General features: G+C 47.4%; 20 protein-coding genes. 12 read left to right on the top strand and 8 right to left on the bottom strand.

Annotated elements, in window-relative coordinates; genetic code table 11:
* Positions 1 to 9 precede the first annotated feature (9 nt).
* The 8 genes from ACYIA1_RS22685 to ACYIA1_RS22720 all read left to right on the top strand — a co-directional run bounded on the left by ACYIA1_RS22685 (position 10) and on the right by ACYIA1_RS22720 (position 9,630).
* Positions 10 to 2,988, top strand: coding sequence for a hypothetical protein (locus ACYIA1_RS22685; protein WP_480336444.1), 2,979 nt, complete (start codon positions 10 to 12; stop codon positions 2,986 to 2,988).
* A 140-nt stretch (positions 2,989 to 3,128) separates the two neighbouring features.
* Positions 3,129 to 4,253 carry a redoxin domain-containing protein gene (locus tag ACYIA1_RS22690; protein WP_009017794.1) on the top strand — a complete coding sequence of 375 codons (1,125 nt, stop codon included), beginning with the start codon at positions 3,129 to 3,131 and terminating at the stop codon, positions 4,251 to 4,253.
* A gap of 18 nt (positions 4,254 to 4,271) precedes the next feature.
* Entirely contained in the window at positions 4,272 to 4,718 is a 447-nt protein-coding gene (locus ACYIA1_RS22695) for an OsmC family protein (RefSeq protein WP_005855911.1), read from the top strand.
* Positions 4,708 to 6,663 carry an alkyl/aryl-sulfatase gene (locus ACYIA1_RS22700; RefSeq protein ID WP_005868033.1) on the top strand — a complete coding sequence of 652 codons (1,956 nt, stop codon included), beginning with the start codon at positions 4,708 to 4,710 and terminating at the stop codon, positions 6,661 to 6,663. The genes ACYIA1_RS22695 and ACYIA1_RS22700 overlap by 11 nt, the downstream gene beginning before the upstream one ends.
* 124 nt (positions 6,664 to 6,787) lie before the next feature.
* The gene (locus ACYIA1_RS22705; RefSeq protein WP_005855907.1) at positions 6,788 to 7,480 is read left to right on the top strand and encodes an iron-sulfur cluster assembly scaffold protein; all 693 of its coding nucleotides are present in this window, start codon (positions 6,788 to 6,790) and stop codon (positions 7,478 to 7,480) included.
* Positions 7,473 to 7,664, top strand: coding sequence for a hypothetical protein (locus tag ACYIA1_RS22710; protein ID WP_005855905.1), 192 nt, complete (start codon positions 7,473 to 7,475; stop codon positions 7,662 to 7,664). Before ACYIA1_RS22705 ends, ACYIA1_RS22710 begins: the two co-directional genes overlap by 8 nt.
* 9 nt (positions 7,665 to 7,673) lie before the next feature.
* Positions 7,674 to 8,675, top strand: coding sequence for a GGGtGRT protein (locus tag ACYIA1_RS22715; protein WP_005855903.1), 1,002 nt, complete (start codon positions 7,674 to 7,676; stop codon positions 8,673 to 8,675).
* Between the two features lie 94 nt (positions 8,676 to 8,769).
* A complete protein-coding gene (locus ACYIA1_RS22720) occupies positions 8,770 to 9,630 on the top strand; it encodes a nitroreductase family protein (protein WP_022191780.1) in 861 nt (286 codons plus the stop codon).
* A gap of 137 nt (positions 9,631 to 9,767) precedes the next feature.
* On the opposite strand, the gene ACYIA1_RS22725 is transcribed toward ACYIA1_RS22720, so the two are convergent.
* The gene (locus ACYIA1_RS22725) at positions 9,768 to 9,944 is read right to left on the bottom strand and encodes a DUF4250 domain-containing protein (protein ID WP_005855899.1); all 177 of its coding nucleotides are present in this window, start codon (positions 9,942 to 9,944) and stop codon (positions 9,768 to 9,770) included.
* 163 nt (positions 9,945 to 10,107) lie between these two features.
* Here ACYIA1_RS22725 and ACYIA1_RS22730 point away from each other — a divergent pair, with 163 nt between their 5' ends.
* The 3 genes from ACYIA1_RS22730 to ACYIA1_RS22740 all read left to right on the top strand — a co-directional run bounded on the left by ACYIA1_RS22730 (position 10,108) and on the right by ACYIA1_RS22740 (position 13,187).
* Entirely contained in the window at positions 10,108 to 10,560 is a 453-nt protein-coding gene (locus ACYIA1_RS22730; RefSeq protein ID WP_005868028.1) for a copper resistance protein NlpE, read from the top strand.
* A gap of 300 nt (positions 10,561 to 10,860) precedes the next feature.
* Positions 10,861 to 12,480, top strand: a complete 1,620-nt coding sequence (gene abc-f, locus ACYIA1_RS22735) for a ribosomal protection-like ABC-F family protein (protein WP_121962347.1) — start codon at positions 10,861 to 10,863, stop codon at positions 12,478 to 12,480.
* Positions 12,477 to 13,187 carry a phosphatase gene (locus ACYIA1_RS22740; RefSeq protein ID WP_005868026.1) on the top strand — a complete coding sequence of 237 codons (711 nt, stop codon included), beginning with the start codon at positions 12,477 to 12,479 and terminating at the stop codon, positions 13,185 to 13,187. Before abc-f ends, ACYIA1_RS22740 begins: the two co-directional genes overlap by 4 nt.
* Positions 13,188 to 13,373: 186 nt before the next feature.
* Here the strand turns inward: ACYIA1_RS22740 and ACYIA1_RS22745 are convergent, their stop codons facing one another.
* Positions 13,374 to 15,101, bottom strand: a complete 1,728-nt coding sequence (locus ACYIA1_RS22745; protein ID WP_480336446.1) for a trypsin-like peptidase domain-containing protein — start codon at positions 15,099 to 15,101, stop codon at positions 13,374 to 13,376.
* A gap of 125 nt (positions 15,102 to 15,226) precedes the next feature.
* Between ACYIA1_RS22745 and ACYIA1_RS22750 the strand changes: the two genes are divergently transcribed.
* The gene (locus tag ACYIA1_RS22750) at positions 15,227 to 15,952 is read left to right on the top strand and encodes an MBL fold metallo-hydrolase (protein ID WP_022191785.1); all 726 of its coding nucleotides are present in this window, start codon (positions 15,227 to 15,229) and stop codon (positions 15,950 to 15,952) included.
* On the opposite strand, the gene ACYIA1_RS22755 is transcribed toward ACYIA1_RS22750, so the two are convergent.
* The 6 genes from ACYIA1_RS22755 to ACYIA1_RS22780 all read right to left on the bottom strand — a co-directional run bounded on the left by ACYIA1_RS22755 (position 15,944) and on the right by ACYIA1_RS22780 (position 22,985).
* Positions 15,944 to 17,152: an ABC transporter permease gene (locus tag ACYIA1_RS22755; protein WP_005855888.1), complete on the bottom strand. Its 1,209-nt coding sequence runs from the start codon at positions 17,150 to 17,152 to the stop codon at positions 15,944 to 15,946. The two genes, ACYIA1_RS22750 and ACYIA1_RS22755, sit on opposite strands and share 9 nt — an antisense overlap.
* On the bottom strand, positions 17,136 to 18,311 hold the full coding sequence (locus ACYIA1_RS22760) for an ABC transporter permease (RefSeq protein WP_286757538.1): 1,176 nt from the start codon (positions 18,309 to 18,311) through the stop codon (positions 17,136 to 17,138). Before ACYIA1_RS22760 ends, ACYIA1_RS22755 begins: the two co-directional genes overlap by 17 nt.
* Before the next feature lie 63 nt (positions 18,312 to 18,374).
* Positions 18,375 to 19,361, bottom strand: a complete 987-nt coding sequence (locus tag ACYIA1_RS22765) for an HlyD family secretion protein (protein WP_005868022.1) — start codon at positions 19,359 to 19,361, stop codon at positions 18,375 to 18,377.
* A 41-nt stretch (positions 19,362 to 19,402) separates the two neighbouring features.
* Positions 19,403 to 20,845, bottom strand: coding sequence for a TolC family protein (locus tag ACYIA1_RS22770; RefSeq protein ID WP_270215125.1), 1,443 nt, complete (start codon positions 20,843 to 20,845; stop codon positions 19,403 to 19,405).
* A gap of 61 nt (positions 20,846 to 20,906) precedes the next feature.
* Positions 20,907 to 22,106, bottom strand: a complete 1,200-nt coding sequence (locus ACYIA1_RS22775) for an MFS transporter (RefSeq protein ID WP_057318860.1) — start codon at positions 22,104 to 22,106, stop codon at positions 20,907 to 20,909.
* A 339-nt stretch (positions 22,107 to 22,445) separates the two neighbouring features.
* Complete coding sequence (locus ACYIA1_RS22780; protein ID WP_005868017.1) at positions 22,446 to 22,985, bottom strand: FHA domain-containing protein; 540 nt, start codon at positions 22,983 to 22,985, stop codon at positions 22,446 to 22,448.
* Positions 22,986 to 23,057 lie beyond the last annotated feature (72 nt).

Consider the following 23,057-nt stretch of genomic DNA (forward strand, 5'->3'; position numbering starts at 1 on the left):
CAAGCAAATATGAAAACGATTAATAAGCCTATCTGGCACTTACTTCTATACCTGTTCATCTTATCGCTGGCCGGAAGTTGTTCAGATGACGATATACGGAGAAACAGCATCGGTTCTTCCTTGAAAGAAAACGGCGACCATTCGGTCAGCTCCTTTACTTTGCCCCAAGAGAATAGTGAAATCATCAATAAGGACGGAATCATATACCTACAACTCACGTCATTGAGTGACAATAGCACTCTCGATTTCGAGGGAAACTTAAGATTCCTTTCGGGAAATCTCACTTGCGAAATCTATATCCCGAACAATCAAGAAATCGCCGACGGGGATTATATAATGTGGATACGGAGCGAAATGGAAGGAAATTTATACCCTCAAGGTTATCGCCTTACGTTCCAAGAGCAAATGGTAAGCGCTGTACTTGCCACTGTACATAAATATGACCAATTGCAAGGAAAAGGCACAGTAGATCATCCCTATTTGATCACGTCCACCGAGGACTTCGCATATATGGTACAGCAGCTCCTTATGTATGACAGTAGCCATGGTAAAAACCAATATTTTAAACAGGTAGCCGATATTTTAGCGCCTGTCACCGACTGTCTTTACCAAGGAAATGGTTATAAATGCGCCCCCTTTGCCGGCATATACGATGGAAACTCGAAACAAATACAGGGTATGGCATTCACTGGAAGTTCCACGGAAGAATCAGTTGGCCTATTTTCCACGCTCCTTGACGGAGCCATCATCCGTAACCTTACCCTTATGGGTGCGAATATCCAAAGTCCAGGCTCCAAATGCGGTCTTCTTGCAGGAGTAGCACAAGGGGAGGTACGTATAGAGAACGTGGAGGTACGTGGTACGATTAATATGGGAAAAGATAAAATCGGAGGGCTGATTGGCTATGCGGAAAAAGCAGGCAACAAACAAGGCCACCTCACGATCAATGATACTAAATTCTATGTAACCTTCGTTGATAACGGATCTTATGTCGGAGGATTGGTTGGATGGGCCGAAAGCGTACAAATGGATATCAATAATATAACAACATCCTCTCCCTTCGGCATATTAACCGGAAAAGATAATACAGGAGGTTTAATCGGTAAATTGTATGGTACAATATCCGCCAATAACATTAAATTGACACACACCACCGATGATCCGAATATGAAAATCATCACAGGAAATAATCGTACCGGAGGATTGATAGGTGAATTCTATATGACCAATTCTTCCTCTTTAAATAATATCACGGTTAATCTGCCTATTGATGGACACGATGAAGTGGGAGGATTGATTGGGAAGTTGTATGTATCTTCAACGAGTTCTTTCACGCTAAGCATAGACACTTATAACAAATCTACGGGATCTCAAGGAGATCAACCTATTAAAGGAGAAAGTAAGATAGGAGGACTAATCGGTTTATCATCCGCAAAACAAGGTAATATCATTTTAAAATTAATCGGGGAATCCACAATCACATCCCCTATCACTTCTTCTGGCAAATATGCGGGGGGTGTTTTAGGCCAAGCGCAACAAACAAAGATAGAATTTAACAATTCCGCCAAAATAAATTTAAACATCGCAAACATAAAGGCCAATCAGTATGCGGGAGGTTTCGCCGGTTCATTGGAAAACGGTGGAACAATTAATGTAAATACACAAAAAGTACAATTAAGCCCTTTAATGTCTATTAGAGGAAACAGTGGATTAGGAGGTTTCTCCGGAATAATTGTATCAACGAATCTCAAAGGAGACTATAAGCCAAACTTCAGCGATACCGATGTGATAACCAATAAGGACAATACGCCATTCTTCGCAGGTAAAATCAATTCTGACGACAAGAGTTCTAGTGCCCAATACATAGGTGGTATAGCGGGAAGCGTAGATAATTCAAGTATAGAAGGCTTCTATGTCACTCCTTCTTTATGTGGCAATCGATACGTCGGTGGAATTGCCGGAAGCGTAAATAACACAACCGTCTACAACTGCGCAGCCAATTGTGGCGTATTTAACAACGGAAGTTATAGCGAAGCCTATTCGTTGGGTGGAATCATCGGATATTTATCCAACAACAAAGCGTGCAACTACGAGAATTTGGTGAATTATACATCCATTAATGATGTCGGAGATGGTATAGGAGGTATAATCGGACATGCAGACTGTTCCTCAAACATTACATTGAGAAAAGTCGTAAATCTCAAAAATTTAACCGCTAATTATAGAATAGGTGGTATTATTGGGTACATTTCGGGAACAAGCGTACTTAAAATTTATCACTCTGCAAATTACGGAGATATCAGCGGTAAAAAAGGAAGATGGGATAAAAACGATGCCATAGGTGGTATCGTTGGCTACTCTTCGATGAATGTGCAGATCCATAACTCCGTAAATCACGGACATGTCACAGCAAGTAAAGACTATTGGGGCGCAGGTGGAATTTTAGGATACGCAAACTGTAGTATTCCATGGGTTAATTGTTGTTGTAACTGGGGAAATATAGATCTCTCCAGAGACTCTGAAAAAGAAAATGGCGGTATAGGTGGTCTTATCGGTAGCATCGAACATACGAAAGCAGGCAATTGGAACATAACAGATTGTTATAACCAAGGAACTGTCACAGGGCAAAAGCACTCAACATCCTGGGGAAGGAGAGATTACAGGGGAGGTATTGTCGGAAATATGGGAAAAGACGCAAATTGCCACTTCGTCATAAACGCCGCAAAAGTGGACTATGGGAATGCCCTTGCCGGGTATCTTACCGATAAAAACATGAAGTCGAGCTATTTAGTAAAGGATACGGGAAAAGATTTCGCAGCAACCGCAACCCTGCCAGATAGCCGTAAAGGAGACGAAAGCGAAAAGACTTTATATTCCGGATTCGATTTCCAAGGAACTTGGCAGATAGGAGGAACACACAACCAAATATGCGCACAACTCCCTTATTTGCAATCTTGTTATTTCCAATTCGCAAAATACAACCCATAAGATACGCCCCTTTTAACATCATCTATATATATCCAAATCGGGTGCAAACTATTCATCGGTTTGCGCCCGATTATCACAAAAGACTTCGTATATTTGCGAAGTTTATATCTCATATACATTACTTAATACACGAATACAAAATGAAAAAGTATCTTATTCTTGCCGCATCAGCCCTGCTCCTAGCCGCATGCAGCGAAAAACCGGGTTACGAGATCAACGGTACCGTAGCGAACACCGATCTAAACGGAAAATACGTTTACCTGTATGAATATGGCGTACAAGACGCCGCCCCAATGGATAGCGCATTGGTGCAGAACGGCACGTTCACGTTCAAGGGAACACAGAACGCCCCCGCCTTACGCAAGCTTGCCTTCGCCGAGGATGTCGTGGAACCCAAACGTGCCGCTTCCGGCGAGAACGCCCCTTTCACAAGCATATTCGTATTGGAAAATGGTAAATTACAGGCTATTCTTGATGAGGCAGCTTCCGCCGTTTCTGGAACACCGGAGAATGACGGATTGAAAGCCCTGCAAGCACAAATGAAGACTTTGCGTGCGAATCTGGAGAAGCTTTCCGCCGACATGAAATCAGAGGATAAGGAAGTCGTAAGCGCCGCCGAGAAGAAATATGACGAGATCGACCAAAAGGTAACCGATGCCGTCAAGACTTACATATTGAATAATACGACCAAGCAATCCGCCGCCAAGTTATTATACGATTTCCGTTATAGCTTGGACGAGGCGGCCCAGAACGAGATTATCGCCAAGGCGGACTCCGCTTTCAAGGCCGTTCCAAACATCGATAAGCTCATGGCTCACCTAGATGTACTGAAAACCGTAGCCGTAGGCAAGAAGTTCGTGGACTTCGAGATGGCCGACCCGAACGGTAAGACGCACAAGCTATCCGAGTTCGTAGGCAATGGCAAGAACATCGTGTTGATCGACTTTTGGGCAAGCTGGTGTCCTCCTTGCCGCCGGGATATGCCAAATTTGGTAGCCGCTTACAAGAAATACAAGAACAAAGGTTTCGAGATCGTCGGTATCTCCTTGGATAGCAAGGCTGACGCATGGGCGAAAGGCGTAAAGGACCTAAATATCACATGGCCCCAACTCTCCGACTTGCAAGGCTGGAAAAACTCCGGTGCTCAACTATACGGGGTAAACAGCATCCCTCACACCGTATTGGTGGATAAGGACGGAACGATCATCGCCAAGAACCTACATGGCGAGGAGATCGACGCTAAACTTCAAGAAATATTGAAATAATAATAACAATAACACGATATGTCCGCCCAAATCACGTTAAACTGGACGAAGGACTCGACTTTCGAGACCTTGCTGGACGGCCATAAGGTTACGATCGACACAACAGCCGAGAACGGGGGTAATAATGAAGGCCCCCGTCCTAAGGCTTTAATGCTGGTCGCCTTGGCCGGATGCAGCGCAATGGACGTAATCTCCCTTTTCCTTAAAATGAGAGTACGTTTCGACAAAATCTCTATCGACGTAACCGCAGAGACTTCGGATACGATCCCGATGGTATATACCGCATTCCACGCTACATACCATATCGACGGGAACATCGGGGACGCCGCCAAAATAGAGAAAGCGATTCGCCTTTCACAGGAAAAATACTGTGGCGTAGGACTTATGATGAAAAAGATAGGCCCGATTACCTACGATATCTTACTGAACGGCGAACCGCTTAAACCACAAAAACATGAAGATTAGAAAACAGTTCTTACTTTTATTTATCTCTACCAGTCACTTGTTCGTATATGCGCAAAACACGGAACCTTCAATGTTTACGAAAGAGGCTAACGAACAAGTGGTGAAATCACTCCCGTTTGATAACAAACAAGATTTTGAAGACGCTACCCGTGGCTTTATCGCCACGATAGACGAACCTTCCATTACCGACGAGACAGGAAAAGAGGTGTATGGATTAACTGTCTGGGATTTCCTGCGTCAAGAGACTCCGGCATCCGCCAACCCTAGTCTTTGGCGACAAGGGCAACTCAACCGCATACACGGCTTATTTGAGGTATTACCCGGTAAAATATACCAGATACGAGGATTCGACCTCGCAAATATGACGTTTATCCGTAGTGATAACGGTTGGATCGTCATAGATGTATTGCTCTCGAAAGAGACGGCCCTAGCAGGTTATAATCTTCTGAAGAAACATGTAGAAGATCTTCCGGTCAAGGCGGTTATCTATACGCATCCTCATGTGGACCATTTCGCGGGAATAGACGCTATATTGGAGAACGCCCCCAATAAGCCCGAAACGATCGAGATCATTGGCCCCAAGGGTTTCTTTGAAGATGCCGTCAGCGAGAACCTGATGGCGGGTGTAGCCATGGGGCGAAGAGCGACCTATATGTATGGCCGCAGTCTACCTAAAAATGAGAAAGGAAATATAGGTACTGGTTTAGGACAAACTACCGCGGCAGGAACTACGGGCTTGGTCCCTCCTACCCGTGAGATATCCGAGGAGGGCGAGACTTTACGAATTGATGGTGTCGAGATCGTATTCATGTCCGTACCCGGCGCCGAGGCTCCCTCGGAAATCATGATGTACTTCCCTGAGATGAAAGCTTTCTGCGTAGCCGAGGAAATCAACCGTACCCTGCACAACCTGCTGACCTTACGAGGGGCGAAGGTCCGGAACGGCCAATTATGGAGCAAATATATCGACCGGGCGATCACGGAGTGCGGCGATCAGGTAGAGGTATCCTTCTCTACCCACCATTGGCCGACTTGGGACAATAAGAACATCGTCGCTTACTGGGAAAAGCAGCGGGATTTGTATCGCTACCTACACGATCAGACACTTCACCTCGCCAACCAAGGATATACGCCTCGAGAAATAGCGGAGATGATTAAATTACCAAGCTCTATCGCCAACGAGTTCGCCAACCGGGGATATTATGGAACCGTTAGCCATAACGTAAAAGCCCAATATCAAATGTATTTCGGCTGGTTCGACGGCATCCCCGCCCATCTGAACCCACTCCCGCCGGTAGAAGAAGGTAAAAAATACGTAGAGGCTATCGGAGGAGAGGACGAGGTAATGAAAAAGGCGCGAGAGGCATACAATCAAGGAGAATACCGTTGGACGGCTACTTTGCTGAACCATCTCGTTTTCGCTAATCCAAAGCATAAACCCGCCCGCCAATTACTTGCGGACACGTACGCTCAATTGGGCTACCAAGCGGAAAGCGGCCCGTGGCGTAATTTCTACCTGACCGGAGCTATGGAACTGACCGAAGGCATCGCTGGTAAAGGCAAGGCCAACTCAAACCGGGCACGTATGTCCCAGAACCTAAGTCCCGAAATGCTATTCGATTTGCTCGCTATCCAAATAAATGGAGAAAAAGCGGCCGATAAAGACTTAATAATAAATATTATCTTAACCGATACGAACGAACAGGCCACCTTGATCTTAAAGAACGGCGCCTTATCGAACCGTATCGGCAGGCTCCATCCGGCCCCTACCGTAACTTTGGAAGGAGACAAACAAGTCATCTACGCAAGTCTCATGCAGCCGGAGAATATAGCGGCAAATCTGCAAGCCCATAAGTTATCGGTAACCGGGAAACTTGAAAGCCTAAAAGAGCTATTCTCCACTTTTGAGGCTCCGGACGCTTATTTTAATATCATCGAGCCTTAAACCTTTCCCGCCTCTTGCATGGCTGGATTAAAAAATTTATCTTTGTGCGATCTTTAGAGAAAGCGATATTACTATAAAATTAGCATAAGGTTTTATTACACTTTAATATAATAAATTAGCGATTATGATTTATTCACATGAAGTTCAACACATGTGTGTTGTAAAGAAGGGAGCTAACCACCAGTGCGCTCCGATTCCTGAAGAAGGAAAGTGGGTTAGAGCAACTCAGATCACTGATATCTCTGGTTTGACTCACGGTATCGGTTGGTGCGCGCCGAAACAAGGTGGATGTAAGCTGACATTAAACGTTAAAGAAGGAATCATCCAAGAGGCTCTTGTAGAGACAATCGGTTGTTCCGGTATGACTCACTCAGCTGCTATGGCTTCTGAGATCCTTCCGGGTAAAACTCTTTTGGAAGCATTGAACACAGACCTTGTTTGTGACGCTATCAACACCGCTATGCGCGAGTTGTTCTTGCAGATCGTCTACGGTCGTACACAGTCCGCTTTCTCAGAGGGAGGTCTGCCTGTAGGCGCTGGCTTGGAAGACCTTGGTAAAGGTTTGCGTAGCCAAGTGGGTACGATGTTCGGTACATTGGCTAAAGGTCCCCGCTACTTGGAGATGGCCGAGGGATATTGCACACGCATGGCATTAGACGCTGATGACGAAGTAATCGGTTATGAATTCATCCACTTGGGTAAATTCATGGATATGGTTAAGAAGGGTATGGACGCTAACGAGGCACTGGAAAAGGCGAAAGGCTCTTACGGTCGTTTCAAAGAAGCTGTAAAATATATCGATCCTCGTAATGAATAAGAAAACATTTACACGTGTCCTCATCGGGCTGAGCGTTATCACGGCTGTGGCTACGCTTATCACGTATTTCGTGATGAAGCCGGAGAAACCGTGGTTGGCGTTTTACGTGGCTTGTTGTGGCGGTGTATTGGTTTTCAACTTTCTGATATCTTTATTCCTAGTAAATAAGAATTTTAAAAAGTAAAAAAATAATATGGCTTTATTTGAAAGTTATGACCGTCGTATTGATCATATCAACGCGGTATTAAACGAATATGGTATCAACGGTATCGAAGACGCAAAGGCTATCTGCGATGCTAAGGGTATCGACCCTTATACAATGTGTAAGGAAACTCAACCGATCTGTTTCGAGAACGCTTGCTGGGCTTACGTAGTAGGTGCCGCTATCGCTATCAAGAAAGGTTGTACGAACGCTGCCGAGGCTGCCGAGGCTATCGGTATCGGTTTGCAGGCATTCTGTATCGCTGGTTCTGTTGCGGATGACCGTAAGGTGGGTATCGGCCACGGTAACTTGGCCGCTCGTTTGCTTCGTGAGGAGACGAAGTGTTTCGCTTTCTTGGCTGGACACGAGTCTTTCGCCGCAGCTGAGGGCGCTATCAAGATCGCCGAGATGGCAAACAAGGTTCGTAAAGAGCCGTTGCGTGTTATCTTGAACGGTTTAGGTAAGGATGCCGCTAAGATCATCTCTCGTATCAACGGTTTCACGTATGTACAGACTCAGTTCGACTACATGACAGGTGAGGTGAACGTTATCGAGGAGAAAGCTTACTCTAACGGTCTTCGTGCGAAAGTTAAGTGCTACGGCGCTGACGACGTTCGCGAGGGTGTGGCTATCATGCGTAAGGAAGGTGTTGACGTATCTATCACGGGTAACTCTACGAACCCGACTCGTTTCCAACACCCGGTAGCCGGTACTTATAAGAAAGAATGTATGGAGAACGGTCACCCGTATTTCTCTGTTGCTTCTGGTGGTGGTACGGGCCGTACTTTGCACCCGGACAACATGGCCGCTGGTCCTGCTTCTTATGGTATGACGGACACAATGGGCCGTATGCACGGTGACGCTCAGTTCGCTGGTTCTTCTTCCGTACCTGCTCACGTAGAAATGATGGGATTCCTAGGTATGGGTAACAACCCGATGGTAGGTGCTACGGTTGCCGTAGCGGTTGCTATCGAGGAAGCTATGAAGAAGTAATCAACTAAACAATAAAATAATTGTTTATATATAGACTCCTGTAATCTTGATGGTTGCAGGAGTTTTTATTTTACTTATCAAAAGGAGGAAAAGGATGACACTAAACATAGACCAAGAGAGTTGCATCAAATGCGGGAAATGCGTACGGGTATGCCCTTCGGATATATTCACGCAAGAAAGGGCCGGAGAGACGATCGGGCTGGTACGTGTGGAAAGCTGCATCGTCTGCGGGCATTGCGTGGACGTATGTCCGACGGGTTCCGTGTCGCACAGCGAATTCCCGCCGGAGAAAACGCATACGATCGATTACAGCCAAATGCCTACGCCGGAGCAGGTGATGTTGCTGATCAAGTCACGCCGTTCCAACCGGACATTGACCTCGAGGCCCGTCCCCAAGGAGATGCTGGACAAGATCGTGGAGGCCGCTCATTCCGCGCCGACGGCTACAAACTCCCAAAGCCTCTCGTTCACCGTCGTCACCGATCCGCAAAAGCTACGGCAGGTGAGCGATTATACGATAGGTGTGTTCGACTCCTTGGCGAAGCTATTATTGAATCCCGTCGTGAAATGTGTGGTCAAGCCGTTTATGAAGGATGTCTATAAATACGTACCGGTATTTAATCGGTTGAAAGAGGAACACAAGGCGGGTAAAGACCCGATTCTCCGGAAAGCCACCGCCCTGCTACTGATCCATACACCGAAGTCCAACCGATTCGGAAGTGAGGACGCTAACCTCGCTTATCAAAACGCCTCCTTGATGGCGCAATCGCTTGGGGTAAGCCAGATCTATATGGGCTTTGTGCTCACCGCCATCCGGCAGGAAGGAAAAGATACGCTCGCCAAGACGCTAGGGATCGACGGCAAGATACAAGCGATCATGGCGCTCGGCATACCGGCTTTTAAGTATCCGAAGTACACGGACCGGAAAGAGATCGTCAAGAACTATATCGAGTGAGACTTGATGGAGACAACCTTGTCGACCGGGGTATGCGATCCATTGGATTACGCATCGTAAGTCAATGGATTACGATACGTAAGTCATTGACTTATGGTTCGGATCTCATAGGTTTACCGGGCTAGGATCACTCCCGATCACCAGAACTTATTATGCTCCGGGCTGTATTCAAAACCAGCGTCTTTAAGCTTTGTAAGAAGGGATTTCTTGTTCACTTGCAAATCCTCGCATAAATCGTCGAGGGAAGAATAATTGTCACGAAGTTTCATATTGATGAAGCTGAATAGCATCATCGGATCGTTTGGTAATGACATAATCTTACGAATAAAAATGTTATCTATGTTTTACAACACAAAGATAATGCTTTTTCGCCAGATGGAACCCAGACACGATCCTTATTATTTGAATATCGGTACGCAACAAAACAACCTACAAACTGGTTTTAAATAACGAGAACTTATAATTCAATTGAATGACATGAAAAAATATGTATTAGTAGTAGCGGTAGCCGCAGCCCTATTCAGCTGTAGCGGCAACCCAAAGGCAGACGCCACGCAAACAGACAAGAACAAGCAGGAAACCGCCCAAGTACCGGATATGCACAACGCAGAGACTTCCTTGGATTACTGGGGTGTTTACGAAGGGACATTACCGGCCGCCAGCTCGCCGGGTATTAAAACGACCTTGACATTGAACAAGGATAAAACCTTTACCCTCCGCTCCGAATATATTGACGAGAAAGACGGTATTTTTAATGATAAGGGAACTTACACGCTGGACGGTAACATCTTGACGGCGAAACAAGAAGGGGGAGACATCACGTATTATAAGGTAGAGGAAGGCCAACTGAAAATGCTGGACCAGCAGAAGCAACCCGTCACGGGCGACTTAGCCAAGTTCTATATCCTTAAGCAAACAAAGAAATTCTAGGATTTATCCCCATAAGTATATACTTTCAAGGGCAAAAGCATACCCTTTTGTACATGAAAGTATATACTCATTTGCCTAAACCCAAAACTATTCCTACCTTTGCGTCCCTATATAACTATATAATTACTCCAATGAGAATAGCCGCTTAATTTATCTCAAGATGTCGTTCTTTCCATCCGGAAAGCCCTCTATCCGTATAGGGCTGATTTCGTGACGACAGATTCGAGGCTATCGTGAAACCGATCATCATCGGTATTTCTTATCCATTTTAGTATCTCACATTTTAAATCAGTTCACACTATGAGTATCGTAGCGCAAAAAATCACGTATATACATCCGGACAACCAAGTCTTATTCAAGGGGATCGACTTAACGATCAACAAGGGGCAAAAGGTAGCCTTAGTCGGGAACAACGGATCGGGAAAATCTACTTTCCTCCGTATCTTGGCTGGAACCTTGCAAGCGCAGGAAGGGGAGATTATCTATCCGACCCCACCCTATTACGTACCCCAGCATTTCGGGCAATATGATAACCAGACGGTGGCTCAGGCCCTACGTATCGACGGGAAACTAGAAGCCTTGCGGGCGATTACCGAGGGCGACGCCTCCCTCTCTAATTTCAATACGCTGGCGGATGACTGGACGATCGAGGAACGGAGCCTCGCCGCCCTGCACGCTTGGGGTTTGGAGCATATCCTCCTTTCCCAACCGATGCGCACATTAAGCGGCGGCGAGAAAACCAAAGTTTTCCTCTCCGGAATCGAGATCCACCAACCCTCGATCCTGCTATTGGATGAGCCGACCAACCATCTGGATAGGCGTAGCCGGGAGAAGTTATACGATTTCATCACGTCTTGCCGCATCACCTTGCTGGTCGTCAGCCACGATCGTACCTTATTGAACCTATTAGCTTCCATAGCGGAATTATCCGTCGGGGGGATCACCCTTTACGGGGGTAATTATGATTTCTACAAGGAACAAAAAGAACAGGAACAGGCTTCCATGCAAGAGAAACTGGAAGCGAAGGAGAAAGAGCTTCGCAGGGTCAGGAAAACCGCCCGTGAGGTAGCCGAGCGAAAACAAAAGCATGAATCCCGGGGAAAGAAACAAAGCATCCAGAAAGGAATCCCCAAGATCATGATGGGTGCCTTGAAGGAGAACGCCGAGAAAAGCGCCTCCAAACTAAAAGAGGTTCACGAGGACAAGATGGAGAACCTTGCCAACGAGCTAAAGCAAATGCGCTCCTCCCTACCCGACCTTCAAGGCATGAAACTGGATTTCAGCGCATCCGGCTTACACGAAGGCAAGATATTGGTTACCGCCAAGGAGATCAATTTCGGTTACGCCGAGGCCGGCGATCTATGGCTCTCCCCGATGAGCTTCCAGATCAAGAGTGGGGAACGGTGGCTGATACAAGGCGATAACGGTTCAGGCAAGACGACTTTGCTGAAGTTGATTACCGGCCAGTTACCGCCTCGTAGCGGTTCCTTGATCCGTGCGGATTTCTCCTCTATCTATATCGACCAAGAATACTCGATCGTCCGGAACGACCGGACGGTGTACGAGCAAGCGCAAGCCTTTAACGAGCGTCATTTCCAAGAGCACGAGATCAAGACATTGCTAAACCGTTTCCTCTTCCCGCACGACACGTGGGAGAAGAGCTGCGGGAAGCTGAGCGGAGGCGAGAAAATGAGGTTGGCATTCTGTTGCTTGATGATCAGTAACCAGACTCCGGACCTGTTTATCCTAGATGAGCCGACCAATAATCTCGACATCCAAAGCATCGAGATTATCACCTCCATGGTCCGTGCGTACAGGGGCACGATCTTGCTGATCTCGCACGACGCTTATTTTATCCGGGAATTGGGTATCCACCAAATAATAACTACCTTCGCGGGTAGGTTAAAGACGAATTTATGAAGACGTTACTTGACGTGCATACCCATACGGTAGCCAGTGGGCATGCCTTTAGCACCCTGCAAGAAATGGCAGCGGCCGCCTCCGAGAAAGGATTGAAGTTACTAGGTATAACAGAGCATGCCCCCGGCATACCGGGGACGTGCTCCCCGATTTACTTCCGCAATCTGCACGTGGTTCCCCGCCGGATATACGGTGTCGAGTTATTGCTCGGGGCGGAATTGAACATCATCGACTATAAGGGTACGATCGATCTGGGCGAGGAGTACTTCCCGATGCTGGATATCCGGATAGCGGGCATCCACTCGCTTTGCTACAAACCGGGAACGGTCGAGCAGAACACGGAGGCGATGATCGGGGCGATCCGCAACCCGCATGTCCACATCATCAGCCACCCGGGAGACGGCACGGCCGAGGTGGATTTCGAGCCTATCGTATTAGCGTCCAAAGAGCATCACACGTTGCTGGAGATCAACAACAGCTCTCTCAACCCGGTCCGCAAGAAACTCACCGCCCGGGATAATAACCTCACGATCTTGCGCCTATGCAAGAAATACGAGGTTCCTGTGATTTTAGGTAGCGACGCGCATATATCTTTCGATATAGCCCGGTACGATCATATCTATGAGTTATTGCAAGAGACACGATTTCCGGAGGAATTGATATTGAACGACAAGGTAGAGGCGTTCAAGAAGTTCATAGGGAGATAAGCGGTGCCTTACATCCGGGCAGATACATTCCTGCAACCGCGTAGATACGGACCTGCAGCGGGGTAGATACGGACGTGCATCCGTGCAGATACGTACCTGCAACCGGACAGATACGGACCTGCAACCGGACAGATACGGACGTACAACTGGGTAGATACGGACGTGCATACCTGCCCGGATATCTCGTCACTTACAATGTTCCTTTATTAATTTGTCCACGACAGGATCACCCAACTCCTTCGCCTTGTTGAAAGCCTCGCACGCTTCCGCCTTCTTACCCTGACGGACGTAGCAGATGCCTCGCAGACGGTAGCAAGAGGCGAAATCCGGAGCGATCCGCAAGGCATTCTCTAAGCTCCTCAACGCCTGATCATAGTTTTCCATACGGATATATACGGACGCTTCCTCCGCCGGATAAGTCGGGTCGCCCGGATTCAAGCGGATCGCGGATTGGATATCGGCCAAGGCGCCGGGGAAATCGTTCATGCGGAACTTCGCTTGCTCGCGGTAATAGAAGAAGCGGTCGCCGACCTGTCCTTTCAAGAGATCGTAGTATAAATCATAATCGTCCACGGCCTCCTTGTATTGCATCAGTTTCAAGCGGAGATCCACCCGTTCCAAGATATAGGGAGCGGCCTCGTTCGTTGGCGGGTTGCCGCATTTGGCGATGGCGCTATCCAGCAAGGCGATGATATCCCCGAAGTTAGCGCCCCGGATATTCGCCTTCGCCTTCGCCGCCCAATACCAAGAGGTAGAAGATGCCATATCGCTATCGTTCACCTTCATATAATCATCGAACGCCTGCTCGAAATCTCCTTTATAAAAATGGATGTCCCCTTCCAATTGGCGATAGACCGGCAAGTCCTCCTCCCCGATCGCTTTTTGTATCGCCTCGGTAGCGGCATCGACGGTCCACTGCTCCTTATTCAAGGTCGTATCCGCGGCGGCCACGCCGTAGATCAGCTTGGCTCGGTTGAACCAGATATCCCCTTTCCGCTCGCTGAAGCGGGAAGCCGTGTTTATATCTTCCAACGCCTTATCCAGATAAGCCCCCTGCTCGGCCTCCGTAGGAGCCAGATCCGCACGGTGGTAAGCGTAATGATTGGCACGGTTCAAATACCCGTCGGGAGAATCCGGGAAAGTGGCGATAAAATCATTCAAGGTAGCCAGATACGTCTTCGGGTCTTGCGAGTTTGCCATCAAGTATAAGGAGACCTGCGCTTGGCTTGCGTCCGACGGCCACGCCTTCCGGATACCAATCCGGCTATAGGTGGAATTAAAGGCGTCCGCCGACTGAATCGTCAAGCTATTCGCGTATCCCGCCGAGACCGCGTAGGAATCTTCTTTCTTCCCCGACGCGTCTTCCTGCGCCAAGCCGAACACCTCGCCGTCCGCCGTCAATACAGGAGCGTTTACCTGCCCGCTCTCCAGCGCCATCGACAATTTATAATAGCTGAACGGCTCCTTCAACTTACTGACCTCCGAGACCGGTCCTTCCCCGAACTTCGTGATCTTACCGGTCGAGTAAGGCATCAGATAAGCGGTAACTCCTTGCGAGATCGGCTCACGGGCGATCGGCAAGAACACAGCTTTCTTCGGAACCTCTACCTTGAACTTGATCACATCATATAATTCATCAGCCCCCAAGATGCGGCTTACCGGATATTCTTTACCGTCGGCGTCGGTCACGGTCGCCCTCGCCGCGTCCTTAAACAAGGAATAGCCGGACAACGCCTCACCGGTCTCGGTAATGAAAAATCCCGTACCAGACGCTTTCTTCTGGTTATCTTTTCCATAAGTAGTGACGGTAACCACCGCCTTTCGTTGCTTATCCATCCATTTGGGCGCTTTCTTTTGCGCCGCCACCCAAAATACTTGGCAACAAATCGTAATCAACAGAACAATTCTTCTCATTTCGTTTTCATGTTATCAGAATATACGTCGCAAATGTAAATATTTATACCGGATAGGCGAACAAATTAGGGAATTAATCTATTATGAGTATATTCGCGGAAACACTTATAAAAAACCGCGAGATTATGAGACTAAAATCATGTATGCTTATGTGTAGTTTATTCATGGCGAGCTTAGCCTCCGCTAGTAACTTCGCCTCGGATTCTTTCAAGACCAAGAGCGGAAAAGAACTGATCATCACGTTCATCAAGCACGGCAGCTTGATGCTTACGTACGACAATCATTCGATACAGGTAGATCCTGTCTCCGAATACGCCGATTATACGACTTTCCCGAAAGCCGATATCATCTTGATCACCCACGAGCATGGCGACCATCTGGACCCGAAAGCGATACAAGCCGTCGAGAAAAGCGGTACGGAAATCATCGCCAACGAGAACAGCCAAAAGAAGCTGGGAAAAGGGAAGGTCCTAAAAAACGGCGATACGGATACCTCCATCAGCTATATGAAGATAGAGGCCGTCCCCGCCTATAACACCACGCCCGGCCGGGATAAATATCATCCCCGCCACCGGGATAATGGCTATATCCTCACGTTCGACGGACTAAGAGTCTATATAGCCGGTGATACGGAAGACATCCCGGAGATGAAAGACCTGAAAGACATCGATATCGCTTTCCTTCCCGTCAACCAGCCTTATACCATGACCGTCCCGCAAGCGGCGAAAGCGGCCAAGATGTTCTCGCCTAAAATCCTATACCCTTACCATTACGGGGATACGAAGATCGGCGAGTTGAAAGATGCCTTGAAAGGTAGCGGTATCGACGTGAGGATACGGGAGCTACAATGACGACAAGGCACGGCTCGCCTTTAAGATATTCCGCCGGTACACCCAGCAAGCCAAGAGGAAATAAACGACACATTGCACCCACAACGTCACGTACTCCACACCGACTTGCTCAATCGACGCTCCCATCGAGTTGAGCTGTACATAGGCCAGCGTAGCGGGAGCCGCCGGAATGATATAATGGGCCATTTGCCAATACCAAGGCATCAATTCCAAGGGATAAGAGACTCCGGAAAGGAAGATCAAGCCTACCGAGAAGAAGGCGATCATCAATAACGGAGCCTCCGAGTCCGTAAAGAAATAAGAGGCGGCCAGCCCAAAGAAGCTGGTAGCCAGCAAGAAAGGTATCAGCAGGATCAAGGTGTTCAGATAATTACCGATATCCGGCAGGCCAAACAATAGCGGTATCAAGCCCAACAAGAACAAAGCGAAAATCGTATACAATACGCAATACACAAAGGTCTTGCTGATTATCACCCTAGCGATCCGGCCAAAGGATAATCCCTCGGAGGCGAAACGAACGATGGTACCCGAATCCCGCTCTTCCCCGCTTATCATACCGATCACCATCAACAAGGTCTGGAACATAATGACGATCAATACCGCCGGGATCAAATAGGTTCCATATCCTTCCGTAAAATTATACAACGCCGTCCCGACCACTGATATGGGTTGCGCCGAAACGATCTTGGAAGCGTCTTGCTGGGGCAAGAACACCAACATCTCCGGACGATACCGATCGTTCAACGCCAACATGGCACCGCTGGACGCCTCCTGCATCGCCATATAATATAGGAAGGCGCTTGTCGTCTGGTACATGATAAACAGGGACTCATTCCCTCGTGCCACCCGGGTCTCGAAATCAGAGGGAAGATACAAGATACCTACGGCATCCCCCTCCTTCATCCACTCCTGCGCCTCGGCGTAATCCAAACCATCGGCGATTACCGAGACTTGCGGAGTGGCGTTCAGCAAACGGATGTACTCCCGGCTCAAGTCGGTCTTTGAGTCATCGACGACTACCACCGGGGCGTTACGCACCAGATCCGGGGCATACATATAATTATACAGCAGGCCATAGAGAAATATACCTCCTACCAAGACGAGCAAGATAGCGTAGCTCGTGGAGATCGTCTTAAACTCGTCCTTGACCAAGGAAGCGATATCCGCCAAGGTTCCTTTCATATTATCGGATGTTCTCATATTTATGACTTAAAATAGCGGTTTTCAAATGTGGCAATAGTGCCAATGCCAATAACATAAACGCAAACAACGAACTTACGTTTACCCATGTATAAGGGAATCCGTAATCGCCATACAATAAGTTCTGGTTGATCTCCACGAAATGCCGTACCGGAAACAGGTACGAGGCGAAATGTACGGGAGCGTACATGGAATCGACCGGGAAAGTAACGCCGCATAAAGTAGCCCCCAGCGAACCGACCATCGACACCACGCTAATCACGATCGCTATAGCGGGAAACAACGAGAACAGGAATACCGCCAACGCTTGCGTAGCGACCACGAATAAGATCGCCGTCAAGTTCAATGGCCAGAAACCGCAAGCGAAAGGAATATGCATGACCCCGAACATGATATAGTTAGCGAAGACGCTCATGATACAAAAGATAATCGTATAAGGGAGCAGTTTGCCCACCACCGCCACGAACATGTTCATCCGTGCCGCCTCCAGCCACCCACCGCCTGTCCGGAACTTGATCTCGCTACCGATAGCGTACACCGTAACCAGCAAAATGATCACTTGGAAAAAGACAAAGAAAAAAGGATTGCTCAGATAAACGGAATAATCCAGATCCGGGTTGAACAGCGGGTGGCTACTGGATCGTACCGGTAATAGGAAGGTGGTTATCTGATTCTCCCCCACCCCCATCGCCGTAGCTTGCACAACCACCGGGGCGAGCGAAAGCGTACGCAGCAGGGTCTCGAAGGCCCCACGTACCTCACCGCCCACGCTCAACAAGGCATAGTGGTAATAATACGATAAAGTAGCGTCACGCCCCGCCGTGGCATCCGCCTCAAACTGATTGGGGATCACTAGATAACCGTAGATTTCTTTTGCTTGGGTAGCATGGCGAGCGGTCTCTTGGTCCGTATAATGCCGGGTTACCCGGAAAGTCGGTACCGCCTCTACCTGCCGGATGACCTCCCGAGACATGGAGGTGTTGTCTTGGTCCACTACCGCTATCGGTATGTTCTCCATCTGCCCGCTTCCGAAAATCGTAGACATGAAGAATATACAGAACAAAGGCAACACGATACACACCCCGAAATATAATCTCCGGGAAACCATGCGATCCAGTTCCCGACGTAAAACCATATAGAAAGGACTCTTCTTTAGCATAGCGACAATAAATTATTTAGTTGTAGAGACGGGGGCGTGCCCCGTCTCTACAACTGGATAGTATCAAGGGAGTTGATAGAGTACGGACATACCGGGACGCAATCCCTCCACCTTCTCCACCGGTAAGGCATGTATCTCGAAGGTCCGCAAGTCATAGCTACCTGTCTGCTTGGTAGATTTCCAAGTAGCGAAACTGCCCAACGGACTGATATAATTGATCTTGAACTCAATATCCTTCTTATCGATCGCCGGTACATCGGCGACAAACGTTCCTCCCATCTTAAATAAAGGCAAACGATCCTCACGTACGTTCAATACCACATGCACGTCATCTAATACGACTAAGTTCATGATTGGCATCCCGGCCCCAACCAACTCTCCCCGTTTCGGGAAGATAGCGGAGATTTGTCCCGATTCCGGAGCCGTCAACCGAGCGTCCTGTAAGAGAGCCGCCACCTCCTCCACGGTTCCTTGCGCCGCCGTCACCAACGAGCGGGCGCTCTCCTTATCTTGTATCTGCGCCCCGTCTACCGCCATTTGATATTGGCTATAAGCGGCACGTTCGGCGGCCTCAGCCGCTTTATACATGGCCTCCACCTCATCTTTACGCTGTGAGGTTACCACGCTATCTTTATACAAGGCATTCACCCGATCATAGGTAATCTTCGCCAATTGTAAATCCGATTTGGATTTATTCCACAATTGTTGCAAGGAAGCGATGATTTGCTTTCGTGTACCCTCATCCACTTTCTGGTGCTGATACTTCGCTATGTTCTCCATGGCGTTCACCTGTTGATATTTAGCCAACGCCTCCGGACTATTGATGACTACCAAGGTATCGCCTTGGCGTACATTCTGTCCCTCTTTTACCAGAAAGGTATCGATACGCCCCGGTAACTTACCGGAGATACGTATTTCCGTTGCCTCGATCTGCCCTTGCAAGATCACCGGCTTCTTTTTCAACAAGATCATCCCGATCAACGAGACAACTATAACAATCGCCAAGACTGCGACGAAGGCCACACTCAAATATCTCTTAGTTTTATCCATAACTCCTAAATTTTCAATTTTCAATTTTCAATTCTCAATTTTCAATTCCCCAAAAGCTCCTCGGTCTTTCCCTCCATCTTGTATTGGTGGAACTGCTCCGGCGTACCGCAGACAGACAGCAGATTAATCAAGGCTACATCATACTGATAATAAGCCAAAAGAAAAGCGGTCTTCACCTTCGCCAGCATAACCTCAGCATCGACTACCTCCGTAGAAGTAGCCATTCCCTCTTGGAAAGATTTCTTCCGCACCCGGACCAGTTCCCGGCTCATCTCGATCGTCGTATCCAAAGCTTTTACATTGTCCAAGGCATTTTGTAGCTGGCTGTAGAATTTATCGATACCGACCTCCAGATCCGTAATCGCCTTCTCCTTACCCAAACGAAGCGACTGACTAGCGATCTTTGCCTGCCGGATGGTTTTCTCCCGGTTCAAGCCATCAAAAATATTCCACGTAAAACCAACTCCTACCATCGTACGAGGCAACAAATATTTATCCAGTCCATCAGCGTACAAAGTCTGTTTGCCGAATAAAGCGATATTCGGGACATAAGCGGACCGGCCGATCTTTAGTTGATTATCGGCTACAACCTGCTGCAATTTCAATTGATTGACTATATAATTATTCATCGGAACCAGATCCTTGAAGTATTGGACCGGAGGAAGCGCCTCATTAATAAATAAAGGAGTCGTGGTACGTACGTCGCTCCCCTCCTCCATATTAATCAAGCTTTTAAACGCCTGTTGGGCGACCGCTAAATCCTTACGGGCCGATTCCAGTTCTCGTTTCGCCTCGTCCATACTCACCTGAGCGAACAGACGCTCGGCCCGATTGATCATCCCGTTTTGCTCTAATTTAAGGGCTTGGTCATAATGGGTTTTCAAAGAATTGTACACTTCTGTTTTTACGTCCACCACGCTTTGTCCCAAACGAAGCCCGAAATAAGCCTCGATCAATAAGGATTGTTGGTTAGCATCCACTTGGCTCCTATTCACCTCCGCTATAGAGACCATCGTCTTTCCGATCTTGTTCGCATAGATACGTTTTCCTCCCGTGAAAACAGGCCACGTCACCGTAGCGTCTATAGAAGTGATGTTTTGGGAGATCAGCGGAAGCGAGAAAGTACCTTGCCCGATCTTATCCAATACCGACATGATCAGCTCATTATCCGGGATATAATTATGGACAAACTCCTTCGCCGGTTCCGTATATTTACTCAGCGACTGCCGTACCTCTATCGGATTCGACATATGTACGAAAGCACCCGCGGCGTTCACCGACGGATACCAAAAAGCGTTTAGCTTTTGATGCTCATTCCGAGCCCATTCCACTTCTTTCCCTGCTATTTTCAAGCTTTTATTTTCCTTATGAAGCAGGTCGAGAGATTGTTCCAAGCTTAAATCCACATCGTTCCCTTGGCTCCATGAAGCGCATGGAAGAAGATACAGCAAAAGAATACTGTAAGATACTATATTACTCACCATAAACTCATTTAGTAATTGACGTTCAGTTGGAGTAATAACAGCGAAAAAGGGAGGATTGTTTTTACTTCTTTTTCAAGTTGGGAAGGAACCAAGTAACCAGTCCTAAAAGAGGCATGAAGCCACATACGTTGTAGACAGCCTCTATTCCATAATGATCCGCCATATTTCCTAATACGGCCGAGGCTATACCCGCCACACCGAAAGCAAATCCAAAGAAAAGTCCCGAGATAAGACCTAATTTATAAGGAAGCAACTCTTGCGCATACAACAAAATAGCCGGGAACGCCGATGATAAGACCAAACCCACGCAAAAACTAAGCACGATCGTCCAAGCGAATCCCACATGCGGCATCAACAAGCTAAATGGGGCTGCCCCTAGAATCGATCCCCAAATCACATATTTCCGTCCTATCTTATCACCGATAGGACCACCCGCCAAGGTTCCCATGGCCGTAGCGATCAGGAAGACGAACAAACAGATCTGCGAAGTCTGTACACTCACCCCGAATTTATGGATCAAGTAAAAGGTATAGTAGCTATTCAAACTAGCCATATAGATATATTTAGAGAAAATCAAGGTCAGCAATATCGAGATCGAAAAGACTGTTTTTCCCAAAGAAAGAGGCATCTCCACATGCGTCTCACCCGACTTCTTCTGCCATTTCACCCGACTCAAATACGCCTTATACCAACGGCAGATAGGAATCATCACCAAAATAGCGACGAATGCTAGTATAGAAAACAAAGCGATATGAGTCCGTCCATAAGGCGCCACCAATAGAGCAACCAGTAGCGGACCTAACGATCCGCCCAAATTACCACCCACTTGAAAAAGCGATTGCGCCAATCCCCTACGCCCTCCCGACGCTAGCGAGGTGATCCGGGACGCTTCCGGATGCAAAACCGAAGACCCGATACCTATCAAGAATACGGAGATCAAGACCCAATGGAGCGTAGAGGAAAAAGCGAGATTCAACAAGCCGACCAACGTAAAACTCATACCAATAGGTAACGACCAAGCCACGGGACGCTTATCAAAAACCAAACCGGTTATAGGCTGGAAAACAGAAGCGGATAATTGATAAACAAGCGTAATCAACCCGATTTGGGCGAAGCTCAACGCTAAATCATCCTTGAAAAGTGGATAAACCGCCGAGATTACGGATTGCAACGAATCATTCAAACAATGCGTAACACTTAACGCCACCAATACCCGGAATGCTGTTTTATTTACCGGCTGTTGTTTAGGAACCTGCTCCATGACTGTCCATATTTCTATTTAACCTCGTGCTCATTAACATTTCAAAAACCACACAAAAAGTTAGCTAATTTCTAGAAAAACAAACCCTAAGAGCCTATTTTAACCATAGTTAATACAACTATTCTTTCGGTTCTTTTCATTTCTTTATGTTAATCGGCTTAATCTTAATACCTATGAGCCTTGTTTTCTCAGTGATACTTCAGAGCTGTATCCCGGAATGAGCATATATCTTATAACTCACTCCCAAAACAAACGCCAAAATCCCTTATCTGCCATCATTCCGACCCGAAGTTAAAGATCGAGATCATTAACGGGAACAGCCTCTGAAGTTTTTTATATTTATTCCTCTTCTTCTCCCTCGTTCGCCGAATGTAAGATAAAAGTAGTAGCGCCAATCGTTACGATCGAACCTTCCCCGATACGTACTTGTTCTTTTTTACCGACCAATACATTTTTCACAAAAGTCCCGGTCAAGCTAGGAAAGTCACGCACCATATAAACGAACTTGCCATTAGTGTCTTTCTTTACATTAATCACACAATGCTTACGCCCCATACTTGGATCGCTCGTGATAATAGGGACATCTACACCTTCCGTATCCTTATTACGGCGACCAATCACATTATCTCCCATCACTAATGGTAGATCTTGCTTAAAAGCAAAACCATTCTCGATAATGGTAATATAACCACAAGAGAAATCCGGTTCCTTCACCTCTTTTTCCTCACCGGTAGCCGTCTTCACCACCTTTCGGCCCAATTTAATCTTAAATTGCGCTCCACACTGCGGACAGACGAAGGCTAATACCTTCCCTTCCGGATATTTGGTCTCATCAAAAGACAACTGATTATCACATTTTGGACAGAATACTCTTTTCATACACTTAAATACAGGATCTAGTATTACAAACGGAGCGCAAATTTACGAAAAAACCTTCAGCTACACTCCTAA

This window comes from Parabacteroides sp. KHUB-02, assembly GCF_056640955.1.